The sequence below is a fragment of the Microcoleus sp. AT8-A3 genome, assembly GCF_036705675.1.
In the GTDB taxonomy this organism is placed as follows: domain Bacteria; phylum Cyanobacteriota; class Cyanobacteriia; order Cyanobacteriales; family Microcoleaceae; genus Microcoleus.
In genome coordinates, this window is sequence record NZ_JAUBVD010000024.1 from 68544 (window position 1) to 89936 (window position 21393).

The 21393-nt window shown below is 45.4% G+C and carries 11 protein-coding genes; 10 read left to right on the forward strand and 1 reads right to left on the reverse strand.

Annotation, left to right across the window (positions count from 1 at the left end; all coding sequences use genetic code 11):
* Positions 1 to 58 precede the first annotated feature (58 nt).
* A complete protein-coding gene (locus QUB51_RS15995) occupies positions 59 to 3577 on the reverse strand; it encodes a hypothetical protein (protein ID WP_333259071.1) in 3519 nt (1172 codons plus the stop codon).
* 646 nt (positions 3578 to 4223) lie between these two features.
* Here QUB51_RS15995 and QUB51_RS16000 point away from each other — a divergent pair.
* The 10 genes from QUB51_RS16000 to QUB51_RS16040 form a co-directional block, all read left to right on the forward strand.
* Positions 4224 to 10970, forward strand: a complete 6747-nt coding sequence (locus QUB51_RS16000) for a DUF4114 domain-containing protein (protein ID WP_333259068.1) — start codon at positions 4224 to 4226, stop codon at positions 10968 to 10970.
* Positions 10971 to 10994: 24 nt separating this feature from the next.
* Positions 10995 to 11444 (forward strand): SitI3 family protein, encoded by a 450-nt coding sequence (locus tag QUB51_RS16005; RefSeq protein WP_333259065.1) that lies wholly within the window; start codon positions 10995 to 10997, stop codon positions 11442 to 11444.
* Positions 11445 to 12080: 636 nt separating this feature from the next.
* The gene (locus tag QUB51_RS30430) at positions 12081 to 12362 is read left to right on the forward strand and encodes a CdiA C-terminal domain-containing protein (RefSeq protein WP_445299457.1); all 282 of its coding nucleotides are present in this window, start codon (positions 12081 to 12083) and stop codon (positions 12360 to 12362) included.
* Between the two features lie 23 nt (positions 12363 to 12385).
* Complete coding sequence (locus QUB51_RS16010) at positions 12386 to 12838, forward strand: SitI3 family protein (RefSeq protein WP_106333563.1); 453 nt, start codon at positions 12386 to 12388, stop codon at positions 12836 to 12838.
* A gap of 120 nt (positions 12839 to 12958) precedes the next feature.
* Positions 12959 to 15277, forward strand: coding sequence for a hypothetical protein (locus QUB51_RS16015; protein WP_333259058.1), 2319 nt, complete (start codon positions 12959 to 12961; stop codon positions 15275 to 15277).
* Positions 15278 to 15317: 40 nt separating this feature from the next.
* Complete coding sequence (locus tag QUB51_RS16020) at positions 15318 to 15779, forward strand: Coagulation factor 5/8 type-like protein (RefSeq protein ID WP_333058543.1); 462 nt, start codon at positions 15318 to 15320, stop codon at positions 15777 to 15779.
* Between the two features lie 150 nt (positions 15780 to 15929).
* Positions 15930 to 16391, forward strand: coding sequence for a hypothetical protein (locus tag QUB51_RS16025; protein WP_333058544.1), 462 nt, complete (start codon positions 15930 to 15932; stop codon positions 16389 to 16391).
* A 622-nt stretch (positions 16392 to 17013) separates the two neighbouring features.
* Positions 17014 to 18450: a hypothetical protein gene (locus QUB51_RS16030; RefSeq protein WP_333393048.1), complete on the forward strand. Its 1437-nt coding sequence runs from the start codon at positions 17014 to 17016 to the stop codon at positions 18448 to 18450.
* A complete protein-coding gene (locus QUB51_RS16035) occupies positions 18423 to 19181 on the forward strand; it encodes a hypothetical protein (protein WP_333058546.1) in 759 nt (252 codons plus the stop codon). Before QUB51_RS16030 ends, QUB51_RS16035 begins: the two co-directional genes overlap by 28 nt.
* A gap of 241 nt (positions 19182 to 19422) precedes the next feature.
* Positions 19423 to 21393, forward strand: a 1971-nt coding sequence (locus QUB51_RS16040; protein WP_333393050.1) for a S8 family serine peptidase, incomplete at its 3' end; no start/stop codon positions are given.

Below are 21393 nucleotides of genomic sequence, written 5' to 3' on the forward strand. Positions count from 1 at the left end.
GGTGCAACATCTAAGGAGCATTTAACATCTAAAATAACTCAAAGCTCAAAAATTAGAACTATTGTTGCGCTGGCCAGGGAATCATGGGATCTTGAGCCAACCGCTTAGAAACTGCAACAGCACCGTAACGGTTGAGGTGGCTGGGGTCGGAAAAAGATTCCCGCGCCTGGGGCCACAATAAACTCTTATCTAGGAAAATTAGTCCGCTTTGGGCTGCTAATTCTTGCATATATTGCCGGAATTCTTGTTCGTAACCTGTCCGCACCGGGTCTAAATAATCTTCAGTCAGAGGCATATTAACAAACACCAGATTAATGTTGCGAACTTTGGTAAATTCGATCAGATTTTTGAGTGCTAGAGCTTGTTCGCCTACCAATTTAAAATTTTGATAGTCGGAGTCGTAATAACCAGATACTTTCGGGTGTTTCTGAAAGTAAGTTTCGGGATTGAAGCGTATATCGATCGGCAAAAAGCCATTTGGTTGATACTCGCTGACTGGTTTACTCGCAGCAGTGGGCTGAACGTTTTCAGTTGTTTGTTCACCCAGGGCTGCGGTTTGGGGGCTGTCGGTTGCAACAGGGGCTGAGGGATTAACGATCGATCGCAAAAACCCTTTAAGTCGATCGCGCTTTTTGTAAGTTGCAGAACCCTCCACCAACTTTTGACTCACCAATTGCTGAACATTAGCTTGAGCTTCTCCCAAATTCTGCACCAATTCAGTCGCAGTCGCCACCGGATTGTTGGCGCTTTCCTTCGATGTTTCGGATTCTAATTGATTGGTGCGGATCAGAAAACTACCCCGGCTCAATTGCCTGTAACCTTCCGAAGAAGCGATCGCACTAAAAGTCAAATCCGGCCGCCCGCTGTTGAGAGCCCTCGCCCCGTCAGCCAACACCAACAATTTCGGCAGTTGTTGCGGCGGCAAAATCCGGCGGACGATCGAATCTACAACTTGGAGAGTAGCTCCATTAACTCCAAAATTGTAAGCCCTCAGCCCCGGATAGCCCGAAGCTGCCAAAGCTGTTTCCAAAACCGCCGGATCGATGCCCCGCAGCGCCCTCGAACTACCGACAATTAAAATATCCGGCGGTTTTTTGTGCAGGTGAATGTACTCTTGATAGCGCGCTATCTGATCGTCAAGCTGCTCGCTCCTCAAAGTCGGGAACACCGGAGGAGCAGAAACATCAGCTACAGGAACGCTAGTATTTCCCGGTTTCGTAAACCCAGAGCCATTGAAAGCCTCTTGCTGGTTGGCGGACGGCGACGGCTGCAACGGAATTCGAGGCAAATTAACCTCCTCAGCAGGGGGAAGGGGGTTCGCGGTTTCCTTCGGAAGTCGGGCTGTAACGTCGCCAGAAGCCTTGGGAGCTGAATTTTGACAATTTGGGCCGCTGCAAACTTCGGAGGCACTAGGAGCTTGACTGACCGTCGCAGATTGCAGAAATTGACCGAGGATCCAATCGGTATTGAAAGTCAGCAGACAGCCGGCGATCGCCCAAATCAAAGCCATTCCCGCCGCGCGATCGGCTCTCACGCCACCGGGCGCAGCAGCATTCGTGGATAAACCATCGTTGGGAACAAACAAACCCGAAGCGACAAGCGGTTGCACCGCAGCTTGAACTAACTGCTCGCCCAGATTGTATCCGGGGAGTCTGATTTTGAAGCGGGGCCGCCAGGAGTTGGGCGTCGGAGCATCGAACACCAAATTGTCGCCCAAACCCGAAAAACTCCCATCCTCCGCCGGCGCAAACTCCGGCACCGGTTCCTTTTCCAAGACAGCCCCTTGGGAGGGAGCCTGTGCGGGTGCCGTCGCTGATTCTTCGTCAACAGCGGTTCTGAGGTCGATTGCGTAGCGCCACAGGGGCAGCTTCTGGCCCGCGCGCCGTCCGTAGACTCGCACCCCTGCCACTCCCGGAATTTGTAACTGTCGCAAAAATTTCGCCACCGGCGGGCCTATCTTCGACTGAGAAGGGCAAGTCAGAGCTTCTGTCATGACGTGCAGCACGTTGGCTTTTTGCAGCACGACAGCCCGAATCCCTCCTGTTTCCAGCTTGCGTCTGAGATTGGGGTTGAGCAACCTGTTCAATAAAAAAGTCAGAGCCAATTGGTCGCCCTCAACTGCCAGCGTTCTAGCGTTCGCAGCCAAGTCGGGGTGGTGGGCGGCAGGCAAGTCTACCCAGTCTATCCACACCGGCGACTCCGGCGCCGCCTGAGAGTCCTTGGCCGGTTCTACGCCGTAGATTGTAGCTGCGCGGATGCCTTGGGGTGCAAAGGAGGCTAACAAAGGGGCGATCGCGTCGGTGGTTTGCTGCTTGTCGGGGTATTCTTGCCGTTTAGGCTTTTGTCCTTTTTTGGCAGTTTTGCTGCAAAACAGGTGGAGGGTTGCTTCTTTGAGGGTGGCCCGCACTTCGACTCTCGATGCAGCCAAGTGTTGATTTAGCAGTTTGGCGATCGACTGTACGTCTCCCCACCTAGCCCATTCCTTAAGAATTTTGTCCGGCGAAGTCAAATCCACTCGCAGTAGCCAGTCCGGCTTCGCTTCGCCGCTGACTTGGCTGGCGATCGCAGCTTCCCGGAAATCCTCTAGTTGCAGTTTCCGCAGCCTGCCGGCGATGGGTTCGGCCAGCAATGAGGGGTCTGGGCTGTAAGCTGACTCGCACAGCACTAGCAGTCGGCGTTCCTTGGGCTTGATATTTTCCGGCGCATTCACCGGCAGGGTTTCTCGGCTGCTTTTGAGTTCTTTTTCGCGAATGCTGACTTTCACCGAAACTCCCATCGGGCCGAGGATTTCGCTGAGATAGCTGGCGATCGCATCTGGATAGCCCCGGCGCGCCAAGGTTTCCGGCGAAACCGTCAATGTTCCATCTCGATCGCCCTCGCCTGAGTCAGCTTCGGGGGATTGAATCAAAGCCACTGCGCCACGGTTCGCTTTCTGCTGCGGGGGAACGGCGGAACCGACGGCTTCCCGCGTCGCAGCAGCCGAAGTGTCGATCGTCACGGGGGAAGTTTCAAAAGCTTCCGGGTATTCAATGCGGGAGGCGATGGGCAGACTGTCGGCGTCAAAATCCAGTTCTTCCCGTACTTGTGGCGGTTGCGCGACTGTTTCTACGGGTTTTGGTGTCTGTTTGAGTTTCTGGTTGTCATTCTTAAATCTGCCGAAAAATCCGCCTCTTTTAGGGCTTGCTGGCGGTTCGTCGGGGGAACTCGCTGGCGGCGGCACTTCGGCAACTTTTGGTTCCGGTTGCTGTGGCTGTTGCTGTCGCTGGGGACTGCTGCAATCGAGCCGGACTGTCCAGTCATTTTGTCTGGAACCGATTTTGCGGCCGCACAGAAACAACTGGTAAATTTTAGGTCGATCGGGCAGCAGTTGCGTTAAATCAGTGTGTTCGAGGGCGCTGGTAAATCTCGCCGTCACCAATTCTTGAGACGGACACTGCGCTGCTTCGCACAAAATGTGCAGGTGATTTCCCCGCAAACGCGCTTGTACTTGAACTTCGGGAAGCCCTAAAGCTTCTTGCGCCCACTGCGACGCGGCCGATCGATTGTCTGCCAATATGCTCCCGTTCGCATTCAACATGGGACTTTAAATTTCGTCAAGGCTGCTTTCGTCTTCTACAGATAGCACATTTCGTCCGTATTTTGGCATATATTAGGCTTCACTTAGGCGAAGTCCTCAGTCATTGGTCGTTGGTAATTATTAGAAATCGCACCACACTACATATAGTGTGTCTGCGTCCAAGACTGTACAACCTAGTTTCCCAAGCCTTTACTGTTGCGATCGGGTTTTGCGTAATTTTGCAAAAAAATAAGTTACTTTTTATACAGTAAACAGGGAAATTAGTTGGGCGATCGCCAGTCCTAAATTCTCACTCATCCCAAAATTCGTAGCGTGACACTTCAGTACACGGAAGTGGATTAAAGCTTCCATAAAGTTTACTTCCTGATGGTCAAAAGCACTTGCGATCGATAAAAGTTACTGATATTCTCAAATCAATCTGTTAACAACAGCAATAAAAAAATCAACCTAATCCCCTCACATCAAATTTTGGTCAGCCTCGCTGGCAGGTTTTCACCTGTCGATATCGCAGCTTGCATCATCAATAAAAAAAAACAAATTCCAGCATCGTCTGGACTCGCTTTGCTTGCGATTTTTTCAAGATTAACATCCTCATTATTTGCATAACTTTAGTCACTTTCATCATCAAAAAACCAAACTGTAAATCATGTCACCAATCGAAGCATCTACCCCAAAACTAACTGCCAATATTTCCCTCATCCCCGACATTACAGAAGAATTGCAACTAACTACTTCTACCAAGAATTACTCTGACCCTCCGAAAAATCCCCTAACAACAAACGAAACATCCTCCACAAACTCCAGCATCGAACTATCATCATCAAACAACCAAATCCTCGACAAAAACCCAGAAAACTCTCCCCAACCAGACACAGACGCCTTCATCCTCAACAAAAATCCCACACCAACAACCAACAAAATCCCCCAAGAACCGCAAACATCCACCACTAAAACCGACCCAATAACAGGCGATACAGCCAAACCAGCAACTCAAAATAACATTTCTTTCGACTCCGGCATTTTCCAAGCAGACGAAACAGGTAAAATAGTGTTCGATTACCTATCAGACGGAGGCTGGTATCAAGGAGAACTAGCAATTATCAGCCTCACAGGAATGCCAGAATTTGTTCCCGATTCCCAAGCATTTATACTAGAAGCAGCCAGACGCGCTTTAAGCAACTCCTCACTCGGTTACATCGCCATTTCTGACAGTACAGAAGCAGCTTCATTCTCTAGTTTAGAGGGAGAAAACAACTTCAATATCGGAGAATACCGAGGAATCAAAACCTTCGCAATGACACCAGGAGACGAACTTGGCATCATCCTAGTTCCCAACGGCAAAATACAAGAAGCGTACAATAATCCAGCGATTGGCGGCGACAAAAAACCCTTATTTTCAATGGCAACAGCTAATTCCAGCGATGCTTTTCAACGGGGACAAATAGCCAGTGTTGCCAATGGCGGCAGTATATTTGTCATGGAAGATATGGGGATAGGAGAAGGGAGCCATGCTGATTACAATGATATCATATTTTCGCTCAAAGGTGCAACCCCTAAAGTCATTTCAATGGATGATGTAATTGCCAAAAACTCCGATTGGCGTACATCAGAAAAAGGCAAAGAATTGATAGCTGGCGCTGCGCCAAAAACTGAGACTAAATTAGAAGACAAAAAAGCAGATACTACTTCTGCAACAAATCCTGTTGAAACAAAACCAGAAAATTCTCCAGCGACAGAAACTGAAAATCCGACAATTTCCGAAAATCCCAATTCTGATCCAAATTCTGCTGAGATAAAAACGGAAAATTCCTCTGCGACAGAAACTGAAAATCCGACAATTTCCGAAAATCCCAATTCCGATCCAAATTCTGCTGAGACAAAAACAGATTCTCCCGCAGTAGAAACCAAAAATCCGACTGTTTCCGAAAATCCCAATTCCGATCCAAATTCTGCTGAGATAAAAACGGAAAACTCCTCTGCGACAGAAACTGAAAATCCGACTGTTTCCGAAAATCCCAATTCCGATCCGAATTCTGCTGATCCAAAAACAGATTCTCCCGCAGTAGAAACTGAAAATCCGACTGTTTCCGAAAATCCCAATTCCGATCCGAATCCTGTTGAGATAAAAACGGAAAACTCCTCTGCGACAGAAACTGAAAACCCGACAATTTCCGAAAATCCCAATTCTGATCCAAATCCTGCTGATCCAAAAACAGATTCTCCCGCAGTAGAAACCAAAAATCCGACTGTTTCTGAAATTCCCAATTCTGAGCCAAATTCTGCTGAGACAAAAACAGATTCTCCCGCAGTAGAAACCAAAAATCCGACTGTTTCCGAAAATCCCAATTCTGAGCCAAATCCTGCTGATCCAAAAACAGATTCTCCCACAGTAGAAACTGAAAATCCGACAATTTCCGAAAATCCCAATTCCGATCCGAATTCTGCTGAGATAAAAACGGAAAATTCCTCTGCCACAGAAACTGAAAATCCGACTGTTTCTGAAATTCCCAATTCTGAGCCAAATCCTGCTGATCCAAAAACAGATTCTCCCACAGTAGAAACTGAAAATCCGACAATTTCCGAAAATCCCAATTCCGATCCGAATTCTGCTGAGATAAAAACGGAAAATTCCTCTGCCACAGAAACTGAAAATCCGACTGTTTCTGAAATTCCCAATTCTGATCCAAATCCTGTTGAGACAAAAACGGAAAATTCCTCAGCGGGAGAAACCGAAAACCCCACAATTTCCGAAAATCCCAATTCTGATCCAAATTCTGCTGAGACAAAAACGGAAAACTCCTCTGCCACAGAAACTGAAAATCCGACAATTTCTGAAAATCCCAATTCTGAGCCAAATCCTGCTGAGACAAAAACAGATTCTCCCGCAGTAGAAACTGAAAATCCGACAATTTCCGAAAATCCCAATTCCGATCCGAATTCTGCTGAGACAAAAACGGAAAATTCCCCAGCGGGAGAAACCGAAAACCCCACAATTTCCGAAAATATCATCTCAATTATCTCAGAAAACACTCAACCAGCGATCGCAGTTGTCAACTCAATCGACTTCATCACAGGTGACAAAATCGAAACACCCGTCTTTTTCCAACCCGACAAACCAGAAATATCGGCAATACCCGCAGAATCCACAGACATTCTCACTGGGGAAATTGAAAACATCTCCCCAACTCTTATCGATACCCCCGAAATAGCCAGCCAAACTCCTGAAAATTTCCCGCTAATTTCTCCGGAAGAAATTTCCCAACTGTGGGAAAGCCTCAACAGCATATTAGCCCAACAATTCCCTAACATTCCCGAAACAGAATCCAGTCAAAATCATCAACCATCCGCATCAGAATATATAGTTACCGACGCCCAAACTATTATTCCCGAAATTGCCGTCACTGAAAATCATCACTCACAACAATCGGAAAATATCACCGCCGGCAGTGACAATCAGCCACCAACAACCATTGATGAATATGTAAACCCCGACTTCGACTCCGAAAACATCGCCATTACTCCCGAAATACCATCCGACGCCAACAATCAGCCAGACAATTCACTTCATATCATCGCTGACTCCGAAATCGCAACTGCAACTGACAGCGACTCCGAAACAACCATCAACGAATACGCAATCACCGACACAAAAACCAAACTAGAAATAACCCCCAACCTCCCCCAACAAAACCAACCATTAATCGGCATCATCGACACCGGCTTCACAACCAACAATCCCAACATCAACTACAGCCAAATCTTCCTCGGCAAAGACTTAATCGAGGGCGACAACAATCCCCTACTCCAACCAAACCAAGCAAACCAACACGGCGACACAATTTTAGAAATTATCAGCCACTCCAACAATCAAAGCGACACCAAAAAATCCACTCCGATTTGGTTGGGACGAGCGATCGGCAGCGGCAACTGGCATCAATCCCTGATAGAATTTGTAGACACCGCAAAAGCTTCAAAACAACCCAACGCCGTCGTCAACCTCAGCTTCGACTTAACCCAAATCAATCCCGACGGCACGCAAACCACACGCTACCAACTGACAGCAGAAGAAAAATCAGCACTTAAATACGCCCATGACAACAACATACTGATTGTAGCAGCGGCCGGTAACGAAGGGGATCTCGCATCAGCCCTCGGACAAGCCTCAACCGAATTCGACAACATCATCACAGTCGGCGCATCCGACAACAACAATCGAGCCGCCTATTCCAGCTACGGAGGCGGTTTAGATATCCTAGCACCAACAAGCCTTACACAAACAGCAGAACCATCAACAACCGAAACAAAACAAGGCACATCAATCGCTGCTGCTTTCGTTACAAAAACCATCTCCCAAATGTGGGCAGCCAACCCATCCCTGAACCGCCAACAAATCAAAAACATCCTCCTAAAAACAGCAACAGACATCGACGTACCCTCATGGGACGAAAGGACAGGATACGGAATATTAAACCGCGAATTAGCAATAGCCACCGCCACAGAAACAATCCCCACAATTCCAGTATTGGCAGCCGTCAAACAATTGACTAAATCGCTGATTGATGCCGATGCAAATGTCAGTAACTCTCCGAATAATAGTACAGCCAAACCCTCAGAAAGAGCCACCGCAACCAACGCCCCAGGCACACCAAAGACTACCAGTACCTCAACCGGAGACTACAACCAAGGCACCAGCTCCTATACCACAGAATTAGCGCCATACAGAACCACCAGTACCAGCAACTATAACGGTACAAACAGCACTAACTCTCAAACCAATAGCAACTTCTCAAACACAGAATCAAGCTGGGATAAAAGCACCGTCAAAACCAACACCAAGGGCAACTCTTTTAACGAATCTATAAGTGATTCCAGCACAAATGCTGCTACCTACACCAGCAAAAACTTTTCCCAAAACTCAGTCGAAAACAAAAATCAATCGCAGCAAAAATACAGCCGAGTTAAATACGAAGGCACTCGCGCCGACCAAAGCTCATCCAATCAAAAATCTCGCAGTTCTACCAATTATACCACTCCTTCACAAACTACAAATACCACTGCCGAGAGCTACCGAAACAGCTTCTCCCAATCCGACAGCAAATACGGCACGGGGTATGCAATGAATAACGGCAAGCGCCAAGACGATTGGGGGTCAAAATCAACTTCAAATACTCGCAATACTAGCAGCACCGGCAGTTCTCTCAGCAACAGTTCAACTCAAGTTCAAGGCAAAGCCGATTGGACGAATAGCAGTAACGGTAGCAGTTCCAACAACACTCATAGTGGCGAAGAAACGACAGTTACCAAATCTGATTCTCAAAGCAGCAACACCAGCGGTTTCTCCAAAACTAATAACAGTGGCGACAACTATTCTGTAATTAACTCAACCTGGGACAACTCTACAATTAACGGCAAAGCCGTCAACAGCAACACCCGCGATGTTTATTCGGAAGGGAACAGTAATAGTAACAGCAGTTACGACGACGGTAAGTCAAAAAATACCAGCAACAGAGACACTTACACTGTCAATCAATCCCAACAAACCAACAGCAGCAACGGCCCAGCATATTGGCAAAACAACCGCAATAACAATTATTCTGTCACTCAAGGTAATGACACCCAAAACTACAAAAATGGGCCGTCAACTAGCAGCCACAATCGGGATACTTATTCTGTCAGTAAGTCAAATTCTTCGAGCAGCAACAGTTCGGGAAAAGTTAGTTCTAAAAACCAGCAGGAAAATTATTCAGAAAATAATGCTCAGTGGGAGAGCGAGTATAAGGCTGATACTTATACAACTCAAAGCAATAGCGACGAATCGACAATAACCGCTACTAAAAGTAACAGTAGCACCGAAGGCAGTAATTCCAATTCATCTAACAGTAGCGATACCTACCGGACTCGGAATTCACAGACAGTTACCACTTATAAAGATGGTCGAAAAACTGAGAATGGCGGTTCGACTTACGAGAAATGGTCGAGCGAAAGCACTTACGATAGTAAGGGTTTAGTTAGCTCAATTTCCAAGTATTCTACATGGAGTTCGAGTTACAGCAGAAATTACTTTAAAGGAGGTTACAGTTGGAGTGAAACCCTGAGCGGTTACGATTCAGAATCGGGAACAAAAGGAGGTGTTTCGACGAGTAATGGCAGCAGTTGGAGTTGGACTCGGAGCGGGACAGTATGGGATGATGGTCGCAATAATTGGAGTGAAAGCTGGTCGAAGTCTAGTTGGAAAGATGGCAAGTATGCGCCGGGTGAATCTGAATCAAAAAGGGGAGCATTTGACCCGAAGAAAACAACACCGCAGGTTAATGATGTGCCTTCATTTGGGGATGCGCCGCGGTTGACTAAGGCGCCGAAAAAACAGGTGCCAATCGATTTACAGAAGCCTCCGAAGCCGAGTGATGATATTTGGACACCACCGCGTCGTACTGTTACTCCTCCACGAGAAGTAGAGAATTTTCCAGATAATTGGGTTGCTGGGCCTGGTGGTGGTAGCTCACCAAATCAGGACAAAATACAGAAATTTCTTCGCGAATTTCGTAGGGTAATGGCACAGGGAAAACGTGCTGTCATAGATTTTCTCAAAGGATTCATTTACCACTCTCTCATAAATGGCGTTGGTCTCCTCAAGGATGTAGCTGACCTCTTGTACCCACCAGGAGCAAAATCTCATGCGGAAATTGAGGCATATTACCGGAATAATCTGAGTTTTCAGCTAGGAAGAGCCGTTGCCAACGGATTAACTTTTCTAGCAGGAATACTAGGAATTTTGTTGATCGGGCTGACTATTGGAGGTAGTGGTGGCAGTGCTTTAATAGCAGCGCCCGCACAGGCAGCAGCATTGATAGTGGCTGGCAATATGACGGCAGCTAGCGCGAGAGATATCCTCAGTCTTGTAGGTCAAGTCTTTCAGATGACTTCTGGGAACAGCGGTGGTTCTTCTTCTATTCCAAACCCAGACAGAACTAGACCTTCTCTAAACCCAGATCCCAACAGACAGCCTAGTGGCTCGAAAACAATTCCAGAACCAAAGGCTGATGAGCTTAACATTCGGGGGATAGCGCGAGAAAATGAATCTGCTGAGATACTATCTAAAGCTGGCTACAATGTGGAGCAAAATCCAACAGTTAGTGGTACAAGAAGACCAGACTACAAAATCGAAGGCAGAATTTTTGACTGCTACGCGCCAATAACTTCAGACCCTAATAAGATTATATCAGCATTGAAAGACAAGATTGTAAAGGGTCAAGCTGACAGGTTTATACTTAATCTTGATGACTCTAAAGTGTCACTTGCAGATATACTGGTGCATCTTAATCGATATCCCGCACCAAGTATCCGAGAGATAATTGTTGTAAGAGGTGGAACTATCCTCCATTTTTTCCAATAAAACCATAGATCGTAGGAGAGAAAAATGTCTACAGAGTATCAGTTGTATTTAGCAACTATTCTAGAACCGTTACAAGCTTTACAAATAGCATTTCAAGGATTTGAGTTAGAATGGGTTGATGAACCTAATGGGCCCTGTTTATTGGGTTCAGGAATGTTAGTAGGAGCCAATCATGCGATGGAATTTCAATCTATTCTTGAAGAAGAATTTGGATTTGTACCGAATATAACTATTTGGTTTCGACTCAATTGGGATGCAGATTTTGAAAAAGCTAAGCAGATTATGATTCGAGTAACCATCGAGTTGCTGCGCCAGAGTTCAGAAGATGCAGTGCTGCTCTTCAATTATGACAGTATAGTGCTTCAGAGGCTGGGAGGAAATCTGTTACTAAATGATGCCTTTAACCCTTGGATTACAGATTTACTTCCTGAAGTGACACTGCCCTATGAAATCCGCAATATTCCATCTTTGTAATGTGCAATGAATGTGCGCTGTTTCTGATTGTCGATAGTTTGACCTGACTCGGGATCTCGCACACCGGGTACAACTTCCTTTGAGTCGAGAACCCCTTTTTAGCTGATTTTCTGGTTCGGGCGTGAGGGCTGATTAAACAAACGGGATTTCGAACTTTCGTATGACGGGCGTGAGGGCTGATTAAACAAACGGGATTTCGAACAAGCGGGTAGAACTTCCTTTGAGTCGAGAGCCCGTTTTTAAGTGATTTTCTGTTTCCCGGGAGCGGGATATCGAACTTTTGTATGACGCTCCGATTCCCATATAAATCAAAAATTGAGTGATTTTTAATACAATTGCGGACTCAACACTCGCTCGAACTCCTCAATTTTCGATGGGGATCTAAAATTCACCTAAAGTTCGACGCCCGATCGCAAGACCCTTCCTAAGATAGAAGTTAGGGGACGATCGACCTAAAAGCCGATATAGGGGCAAAGAAAGGTCAAGCACCTAAAAATCCCCAACTAGCGAGCCGCAAGACAGGGAGGAGATCGAAATCATGGTAAACGCGCCGACAGGGGAAACCCGTCTGGGTCCGACCGAGCAGGTACAAGCCTTAGACCGCGATTGCACAACCCTACTAAAGCCTGCTACAATGTGGAGCAAAATCCGATAGTTAGTGGTTCAAGAAATCCGGACTACAAAATCGAAGGCAGAGTGTTTGATTGCTACGCGCCAACTACTTCAACTCCGGCTAAGATGATCTCAAGATTGAAAGAAAAAAATTTTCAGGAGCAAGCCGACAGGTTTGTACTTAATCTTGATGATACTCAAGCGTCACTTGCAGATATACAGGCGCAACTTAATCGATATCCCTCACCAAAGCTCCAAGAGATAATTGTTGTAAGAGGTGGAATAATCCTCCATTTTTTCCCATAAAAGCATAGAGCGTAGAAAAAAAAATGGCTATAGATTATCTGTTCTATATAGCAACTATACTAGAACCATTCCAAGCTTTAGATATGGTATCTAAAGGATTTGAGTTAGAGTGGGCTTCTGAACCTTATGGACATTGTTTATTTGGTTCAGGAATGTTAGTAGGGGCCGATCATGCGCTCGATGTTCGTCAATCTCTTATTGAGGAAGAATTTGGATTTGTCCCGGATATATGTATTTGGTTTCGAATTAATTCGAACGCAGATCGTGAAAAAGCCGATCAGATTATGATCCAAGTAACCGTTGAGTTGCTGCGCCAGATATCTGAAGATGCAGTGCTGCTATTCAACGGTGAAAGTATAGTGCTTCAGAGGCTGGGAGGAAATCTGTTACTAAATGACGCATTTAACCCTTGGATTACAGAATTACTTCCTGAAGTGACACTGCCCTATGAAATCCGCAATCTTCCATCTTCGTAATGTGCAGTTTTGTGCGCGAGAATCATTGTCCATAGTTTGACCTGACTCGGGCGATCGTACACCGGGCACAACTTCCTTTGAGTCGATCGACTTTACAAGCGAGTTGTTTTGTGCGATCGCATGATTGTTGATAGTTTTATACCCCTCGGGCGATCGTACACAGGATACAATTTCCTTTCAGCCGATCGACTTTGCAGGAGAGCAATTTTGTGCAATCGAATTATTATCGATAGTTTGACAAGGAAGGGCGATCGACTTTGCCGCCGCCGATCGAACTTTTGTACACGGGATTTTACGGGCGATCAACTTTGGGGGCGCTCGAACTGTGCGCTCGAACTTTTTACGGGCGATCGATTCTGTAGGTGCTCGAACTTTTGTACACAAAACTTTACGGGCGCTCGATTCTTTCGGCGCCGGACTTTACGGGCGATCGATTCAGCAATCAATTCCACCTGGGGCAACACTACAACAGACGGCAAAACAGTCGGCAGCAACAGCCGCGATACTTATTCAGAAGCCAATAGTAATTATCACAGCAGTTACGATGACGGTCAGTCAAAAAATACCAGCAATCAATCCACTTACACCGTCAATCAATCTCAAGAAACCAACAGCAGCAACGGCCCATCATACTGGCAAAACAATCGAGATAATAATTACTCGGTAACTCAGACCAATGACACGCAAAACTACAAAGACGGCCCGTCAACTAGCAGCCACAGTCGGGATACTTATTCTCTCAGCAAGTCGAACTCTTCCAGCAGCAACAGTGAGGGTCAAGTCAGTTATAATTCCGAACTTGAAAATTATTCAGAAAATCATGCTCAGTGGGAAAGCGAGTATAATGCTGATACTTATACTACTCAAAGCAACAGCGATGAATCCACAATAACCGCTACCAAAAGTAACAGCAGCACCTCGGGCAGTAATTCTACTTCATCTCACAGTAGCCATACCTCAAGAACTGGCAATTCACAGACAGTTATCACTTATCAAGATGGCCAAAAAAGCGAAAATGGCAGTTCGAGTTACGAGAAATGGTCGAGCGAAAGCACTTACGATAGTAACGGCGTAGCTAGTTTGGTGTCCCAGTATTCTAGCTGGAGTTCAAGTTACGGCAAGTCTGATTTTCAGGGAGGTTACAGTTGGACGGAAACTGTCAGCGGTTACGATTCGGAATCGGTGACGAAAGAGGGTGTTTCGACGAGTAATGGCAGCAGTTGGAGTTGGACTCGCAGCGGGACTGAGTATGATGATGGCAGGAATAGTTGGAGTGAAAGTTGGTCGAAGTCTAGTTGGGAAGATGGCGAGTATTTGCCGGGTGAATATGAGGTAACGAGGGGGTCATTTGACCCAGAAGGAACACAGACCCAGACGAATAATTTGCCCTCATTTGGGGAAGCGCCGCGGTTGAATAAGGCGCCGAAACAACAGGTGCCACCGGATTTAGTGAAGCCTCCGAAGCCGAGTGATGATATTTGGCAGTTGCCGACTGTGATTTTTAAAGATGGTGCATCTAAAAATGCTTCAGAAGATAAGACTTTTTGGCTCCCAACTGATATTTACAAAGAGCTTACGTCTCAGAAAGTGATTAATGGAGATGGCTATTTTAATGCAAGTAGCCCTAAAAACGAAAGCCCTTGGGACAAATTTTTGGCAAAATTGCGTAGATTTATCCAAAGGTTGTTAGAGCTATCTCAACAAGGCAAGCAAGCTGTTCTAGAATTTTTAGGCGCACTTCTTTACTACTATCTCAAGAATAATGGGGCTTTACTTCAACCTTTCACTGACCTTCTGATACCAGGAGGAGCACAAGCACGAGACAAACTGGAAAAACTCTTACAAAAGAGTAAAGCAGCTCAGTTAGGAAGAGGTGCTGCTGATTTAATCGGAATTTTGCAAGGAATAGCGGAAATTTTGTTGGGAACTGGTGGTAGTATTGGAGGTGGTTTAACTGGAAACCCCGCACTGGTTGCTGCAGGATTGGGAGCGCTAGCACATGGGATCAGCTTAGTGGGAGTTAGCGCTCAGGATCTATCTAATCTGATTGTTCAGGTTCTTCAAAGTAATTCCGGTCATAATCCTTGGGATGATGTTCCAGAAGGGGACTTGGAAGAATTTTTGAATCCAGCGTATGAGTATATCGATACTCGTTCATGGCATCAAGGTGGTTCCACTACAGCAGAAAATTCTGTAAAAAACCATTTTAGGGATCATGGTACGGAAGTAGAGGCAGCGAATGTGCAGGAATATATTGACCTAGCAGAGAAGTTTAAACAAGTAGTTCTGAATAATAATAGAACCGAAATACGCCGAATAAGTGGAGCTACCTCAAATGTTTCTAGGTACGAACTGGGAGATAGATACATAGATTTAGTAGATTTAGGTCAAGGAGAATATGGTATAATATCTTTTGGAAAAGTTTGGCCTCGCCGCTGATTGAATCAAGTGTTAAGAGAATAAAGAGGGTTGTTGAAATATGGCGCTAGAACATAGATTTTTCTGCTTAAGAGAAGGAGAAGTGAGTTATGCAGAGTACATGAAATACTTCAAAATTAAGTTTGAAGTCAGTATCCACGATGATGTAATGCGCTACATGAATGATACCCTAATGTGGATACCATGTACTCATCTTTCAGTTAGACATAGAAGGAAGGCTCACGGATTAATGCTTTACGGTGATACAATTATTAATCAAGAAGGTGTTGAAATGTTTTATCATGTGATCGAGTCATGGTATCGCTTATTTTCAAAAGCTCCTGAGAAATTTCAGCTTGATGGAGGAATAATTATAGAAGCTGACAGAACGGTTTCTAGTCCACCAAAAGTTCACACTATCGAAGTTGAGCGAGACTTGCTCCTTGAAAAGCTTCGGATTTTACTCAATTATGCTAATCAGGTAATTGAGGGTGAATTCTTTATTTTGCATTTGGGTATTTGATGATAAAAATCTCAGTAAATCTCGATGAGTTATTGGATGTTTATTCAGAACCAAATAGTAAAGTAACTCTAACAGCAGTTACGATTGGAGAAGTTTGGTCTGGCCGCTGATTGAATTAAGTGTTAAGAGAATAAAGAGGGTTGTTGAAATATGGCGCTAGAACATAGATTTTTTTGCTTAAGAGAAGGAGAAGTCAGTTATGCAAAGTGCATGAATTATTATGAAAAGGAGTTTGAAGTTAGTATCCACGATGACATAATGCGGTACATGAATGATACCTTAATGTGGATACCGTGTACTCATCTTTCACTTCCCTATAAAAAGAAAACAAAGGGATTATCGCTTTACGGTATTACAATTATTCACCAAGAAGATGGGGAAATGTTTTATCACGTAATCGATTCATGGTATCGCTTATTTTCAAAAGCTCCTGAGAGATTTCAGCTTGATGGGGGGATAATTATAAAAAATGACAGAAAGGTTTCAACTCCACCCAAAGTTTACACTATCGAAGTTGAGCGAGACTTGCTCCTTGAAAAACTGCGGATTTTGCTCAATTATGCTAATCAGGTAATTGAGGGTGAATTCTTTATTTTGCATTTGGGTATTTGATGATAAAAACCTCAGTAAATCTCGATGAGTTATTGGATGTTTATTCAGAACCAAATAGTAAAGTAACTCTAACAGCAGTTACGATGACGGCAAGTCAAAAAATACCAGCAACAGAGACACATATACCGTCAATCAGTCTCTGGAAACTTCGGGCAGCAACGGCCCATCATATTGGCAAAACAATCGAGGTAATAATTACTCGGTAACTCAGACCAATGACACCCAAAACTACAAAAACGGGCCGTCAACTAGCAGCCACAATCGGGATACTTATTCTGTCAGTAAGTCGAATTCTTCCAGCAGCAACAGTGAGGGGAAAGTTAGTTATAATTCCGAGCTTGAAAATTATTCAGAAAATCATGCTCAGTGGGAGAGCGAGTATAATGCTGATACTTATACTACTCAAAGCAACAGCGATGAATCGACAATAACCGCTAGCAAAAGTAACAGCAGCACCGAGGGCAACAATTCCACCTCATCTAACAGTAGCGACACCTCCCGTACTTGGAATTCACAGACAGTTACAACTTATAAAGATGGCCAAAGAACTGAAAATGGCAGTTCGACTTACGAGAAATGGTCGAGCGAAAGCACTTACGATAGTAACGGCGTAGCTAGTTCGGTGTCCAAGTATTCTAGCTGGAGTTCAAGTTACAGCAAGTATTATTTTAAGGAAGGTTACAGTTGGACGGAAACTGTGAGCGGTTACGACTCAGAATCGGTGACGAAAGGGGGTGTCTATACGAGTAATGGCAGCAGTTGGAGTTGGACTCGCAGCGGGACAGTATGGGATGATGGAAGGAATAGTTGGAGTGAAAGTTGGTCGAAATATAGTTGGAAAGATGGGGAGTATACGACGATTGAGTCCTCGTCAGCAGGGGGAGGGTTCGATGCTTCGGGGACGGGGGAGCAGGTTAATGATTTGCCCTCAATTGGGGAGGCGCCGCGGTTGAATAAGGCGCCGAAACAAGAGGTGCCGATTGATTTTCAGAAGTTGCCGAAGCCTAGTGATGATATTTGGCAGTTGCCGACTTTTATTGTTAAGGAGCCTGAGTTTAAAGATGTCTTTGCTAGTTATGAAGTTGATGCGCCTTCAGGTGGGAGTGGGAATGATTATTTAGCTAATAATCCGTCTGGTGGTTCTGGTGCTCCTGGTGGAAAATTACCTGAAAACAAACGTTCTGCACTGGCAGAAGTTATTCAACAATTGTTGAATTTTTTTAGACCTCTTGGAGAGTTTGTTGCTGGCGCAGTCTATCAATGGTTGCGTAATAATGGAGAACCAGCTACATGGTTGCTGGAGGTTTTGAGCCCTGGATGGAACCGATTAGAACAAGATGTGGAGCGTGGGCTTCCTCAAACCTGGCCTTTTAAGGCAGGGCGAACTTTTGGAGATGGGGCAGCAATTGTCACAGGGATTTTAGAGATAATAGGGGGTAGTGGGGCTGCTGGTGGCGGTAGTAGTTTATGTGTAACAGGATTCGGCTGCATTGCAGGTGATCCTGCCATAGTAGCAGGAACCGCTCTAGCGCTACATGGCTCTGGTACAGCTTCCCGTGGATTAGCAAATATATTAGCCGACATAGCTGAAAATCTGGGGGTAGTTTTTCAGAGTTCATCAGGTAAGAGGAACAGTGGAGGTAGACCCTATGAACCACCTATAAGGAGCAGTCAAACGTATGACGGCTATACTCAGGTAGAGTGGAGCACCTCACCTAACGACCCACGTACTCCGTTGGTGACTTTCAAAGAAGTTAATCCAAACATTATCGAGGTGTCAGATATATTTCCACGCGATTTTCCCCGTCGTATTGGTGGTAATATGATTGCAGATGCCTTACGAACTCACGGAATAAATAGACCATCAACCATCAGATTGACGAATGTAACGAACGCTCCCACCAAAGAAGCAATTGACCAGGGCATTTCTGTTGAAAATACGGTCTTGGGTGACACTTTGAAAGATGCAGCCAGAGAATTGGGTGCTACACCTACGAGTTGGAGTACAAATACAAATGCTAGAGGTCAAAGATGGATAGAAGTAAAATTGTCTTACTAGAGCAACTAAAGCAAGCTTGTTCGCAACGAATCGATAAGAGCTGGCACCTGCTAGCAACTGCTGCGGGAAATGAGGAAGGTATTCGTGTGACGTTGCGCGGTCTGGAAATTAATGAGTTACGCCTTGACACATTCATTGCTATGCCCACCCGCTTAGTAGAAGATAGGGTTCTAGCTCTTTCTGTTTCCCGACCCGAGCTTTTACGTAATTTGTTAAATCAGTGGGAAATGGAACCACGCACTGGCAATCCCGATATCGATGCTGGGTGTTTAGAAACAGCTCTTACAACAGGTCGCAGATGTTTCACAGTTTTGGAAATAGATCCAGAAGCAGAACCGTGGTCGTGGGAGGAGGAATTAAAAAACAAACCTTTAAAACTTATATACAACTCCGAGTATATTCGCTTGTTAGGTAGTCGTCCTTTGAAGGACAAAGTGCTAACACAAAAGGATATAGAAAACGCCATAGGATCGGGAATGTTTCTGCTCCAAACATTACGCACACAACAGGTACAAATAGATGAATCTGTATTTGCTCACTATGCAGATTTAATCAGTTCCACAGGTCCCTACGTAACCGCTATGCTGATTGAGTTATCGAGACAAACTAATTTCGATTCCCGGATCTGGTTTGAACGGATTCTGGAAGTATTTCCGACTATTTCTGATCCGCTCGATCTGACTCTATCAACCTATGCTTTACTCAATGAGCAATGGGTTATGCCTTGGTGATTGGATCTCAAATTCCTTTTGTGCTATGGACTTGATAGGCGATTAGTTTTGTGCGCTCGAATTATTGTCAATAGTTTGACCTGACTCGGGCGATCGCACACCGGGTAGAATTTCCTGTGAGTCGAGAGCCCGTTTTTAGTGAATTTTCGGCTTCGGGATCTCGAACTTTAAATACACAACCACCGACACAGAAACCCAACCAGAAACAACCCCCAACCTCCCCCAAAAAAACCAACCATTAATCGGCATCATCGACACCGGATTCACCACCAACAATCCCCACATCAACTACAGCAAAATCAGCCTCGGCAAAGACTTAATCGAGGGCGACAACAACCCCCTACTCCAACCAAACCAAGGAAACCAACACGGCGACACAATTTTAGAAATTATCGCCACCACAGACAATCAAAACCCCACCCAAAAATCGACTCCGATTTGGTTGGGACGAGCAACAGGCAGCGGCAACTGGCATCAATCCCTGATAGAATTTGTAAACGCAGCAATCGCCGCCAAACAACCCAACGCCCTCATCAACCTCAGCTTCGACTTAACCCAAATCAACCCCGACGGCACACAAACCACACGCTACCAACTCACACCAGAAGAAAAATCAGCACTTAAATACGCTCAGGACAACAACATCCTGATTGTAGCAGCGGCCGGTAATGAAGGAACTCTCATCTCTGCCCTCGGACAAGCCTCAACAGAATTCGACAACATCATCACCGTCGGCGCATCCGAAAACAACAACCGCAGCGCCTATTCCAGCTACGGAGAAGGCTTGGATATCCTAGCACCAACAAACACTCAAAAAACCGCAGAACAGTCAACAACCGAAACAAAACAAGGCACATCAATAGCAGCAGCCTTCGTCACAAACACCATCTCCCAAATGTGGGCAGCCAACCCATCACTGAACCGCCAACAAATCAAAAACATCATCCTAAAAACAGCCAGCGACATCGACGTACCAGGATGGGACGAAAGGACAGGATACGGAATCTTAAATCCCCAATTAGCAATTGCTACCGCCACAGAAACAATCCCCGCAATACCAGTATTAGCAGCCACCAAACAATTGACAAAATCGCTGATTGATGCCGATGCAAATGTCAGTAACTCTCCGAATAGTACAGCCAAACCCTCAGAAAGACCGACCGCAACCAACGCCCCAGGCACACCAAAAACTACCAGCACCTCAACCGGAGACTACAACTCTGGCACCAGCTCCTATACCACAGAATTAGCGCCATATACAACTACCTCTACCAGTAGTTCCAACGGCACAACCACCACAAACACTCAAACCAATAGCAACTTCTCAAACACCGAATCAAGCTGGGATCAAAACACCGTCAACACCAACAGCAAGGGCAACTCTTTTAACGAATACACCAGCGATTCCAGCACAAATGCTGCTACCTACACCAGCAAAAACTTTTCCCAAAACTCAGTAGAAAACAAAAATCAATCGCAGCAAAACTACAGCCGAGTTAAATACGAAGGCACTCGCAACGACCAAAGCTCATATCTTCAAAAATCCCGCTCTTCTAGCAATTATACCAGTCCCGAACAAACTACAAACACCACTGCCGACAGTTACCGAAACAGTTTTTCCCAATCAGAAAGTCAATACGGAACCGACTATGCAATGAATAACGGCAACCGCCAAGACGATTGGGGTTCAAAATCAACTTCAAACACTCACTATACTAGCAGCACCGGAAGTTCTCTCAACAACAGTTCAACTCAAATTCAAGGCAAAGCCGATTGGACGAATAGCAGCAATGGTAATAGTTCCATCAACACTCACAGCGGGTCAGAAAGCCAAGTAAATCGCTCGAACTATGAGAGCAACAGTAGCAGCGGCCCCTCCAAAACCAGCAACAGCAGCGACAACTATTCAGTAATCAATTCAACTTGGGACAACACTACAACAGACGGCACAACAGTCAGCAGCAACAGCCGCGATACTTATTCAGAAGCCAATAGTAATTATCACAGCAGTTACGACGACGGCCCGTCAAAAAATACCAGCAATCAATCCACTTACACCGTCAATCAATCTCAAGAAACCAACAGCAGCAACGGCCCCTCATACTGGCACAACAACCGCAATAACAATTATTCTGTCAGTCAAGGGAATGACACGCAAAGTTACAAAAACGGGCCGTCAACTAGCAGCCACAATCGGGATACTTATTCTGTC

What these genes read in the sequence shown, in the direction of transcription:
- QUB51_RS16005 (WP_333259065.1), top strand. Translation starts at nt 10,995, where the DNA reads ATGTCTACAGAGTATCAGTTGTATTTAGCAACTATTCTAGAACCGTTA.
- QUB51_RS16025 (WP_333058544.1), top strand. Translation starts at nt 15,930, where the DNA reads ATGGCGCTAGAACATAGATTTTTTTGCTTAAGAGAAGGAGAAGTCAGT.
- QUB51_RS16015 (WP_333259058.1), top strand. Translation starts at nt 12,959, where the DNA reads ATGATTGTTGATAGTTTTATACCCCTCGGGCGATCGTACACAGGATAC.
- QUB51_RS15995 (WP_333259071.1), bottom strand. Translation starts at nt 3,577, where the DNA reads ATGTTGAATGCGAACGGGAGCATATTGGCAGACAATCGATCGGCCGCG.
- QUB51_RS16035 (WP_333058546.1), top strand. Translation starts at nt 18,423, where the DNA reads ATGGATAGAAGTAAAATTGTCTTACTAGAGCAACTAAAGCAAGCTTGT.
- QUB51_RS16000 (WP_333259068.1), top strand. Translation starts at nt 4,224, where the DNA reads ATGTCACCAATCGAAGCATCTACCCCAAAACTAACTGCCAATATTTCC.
- QUB51_RS16020 (WP_333058543.1), top strand. Translation starts at nt 15,318, where the DNA reads ATGGCGCTAGAACATAGATTTTTCTGCTTAAGAGAAGGAGAAGTGAGT.
- QUB51_RS16010 (WP_106333563.1), top strand. Translation starts at nt 12,386, where the DNA reads ATGGCTATAGATTATCTGTTCTATATAGCAACTATACTAGAACCATTC.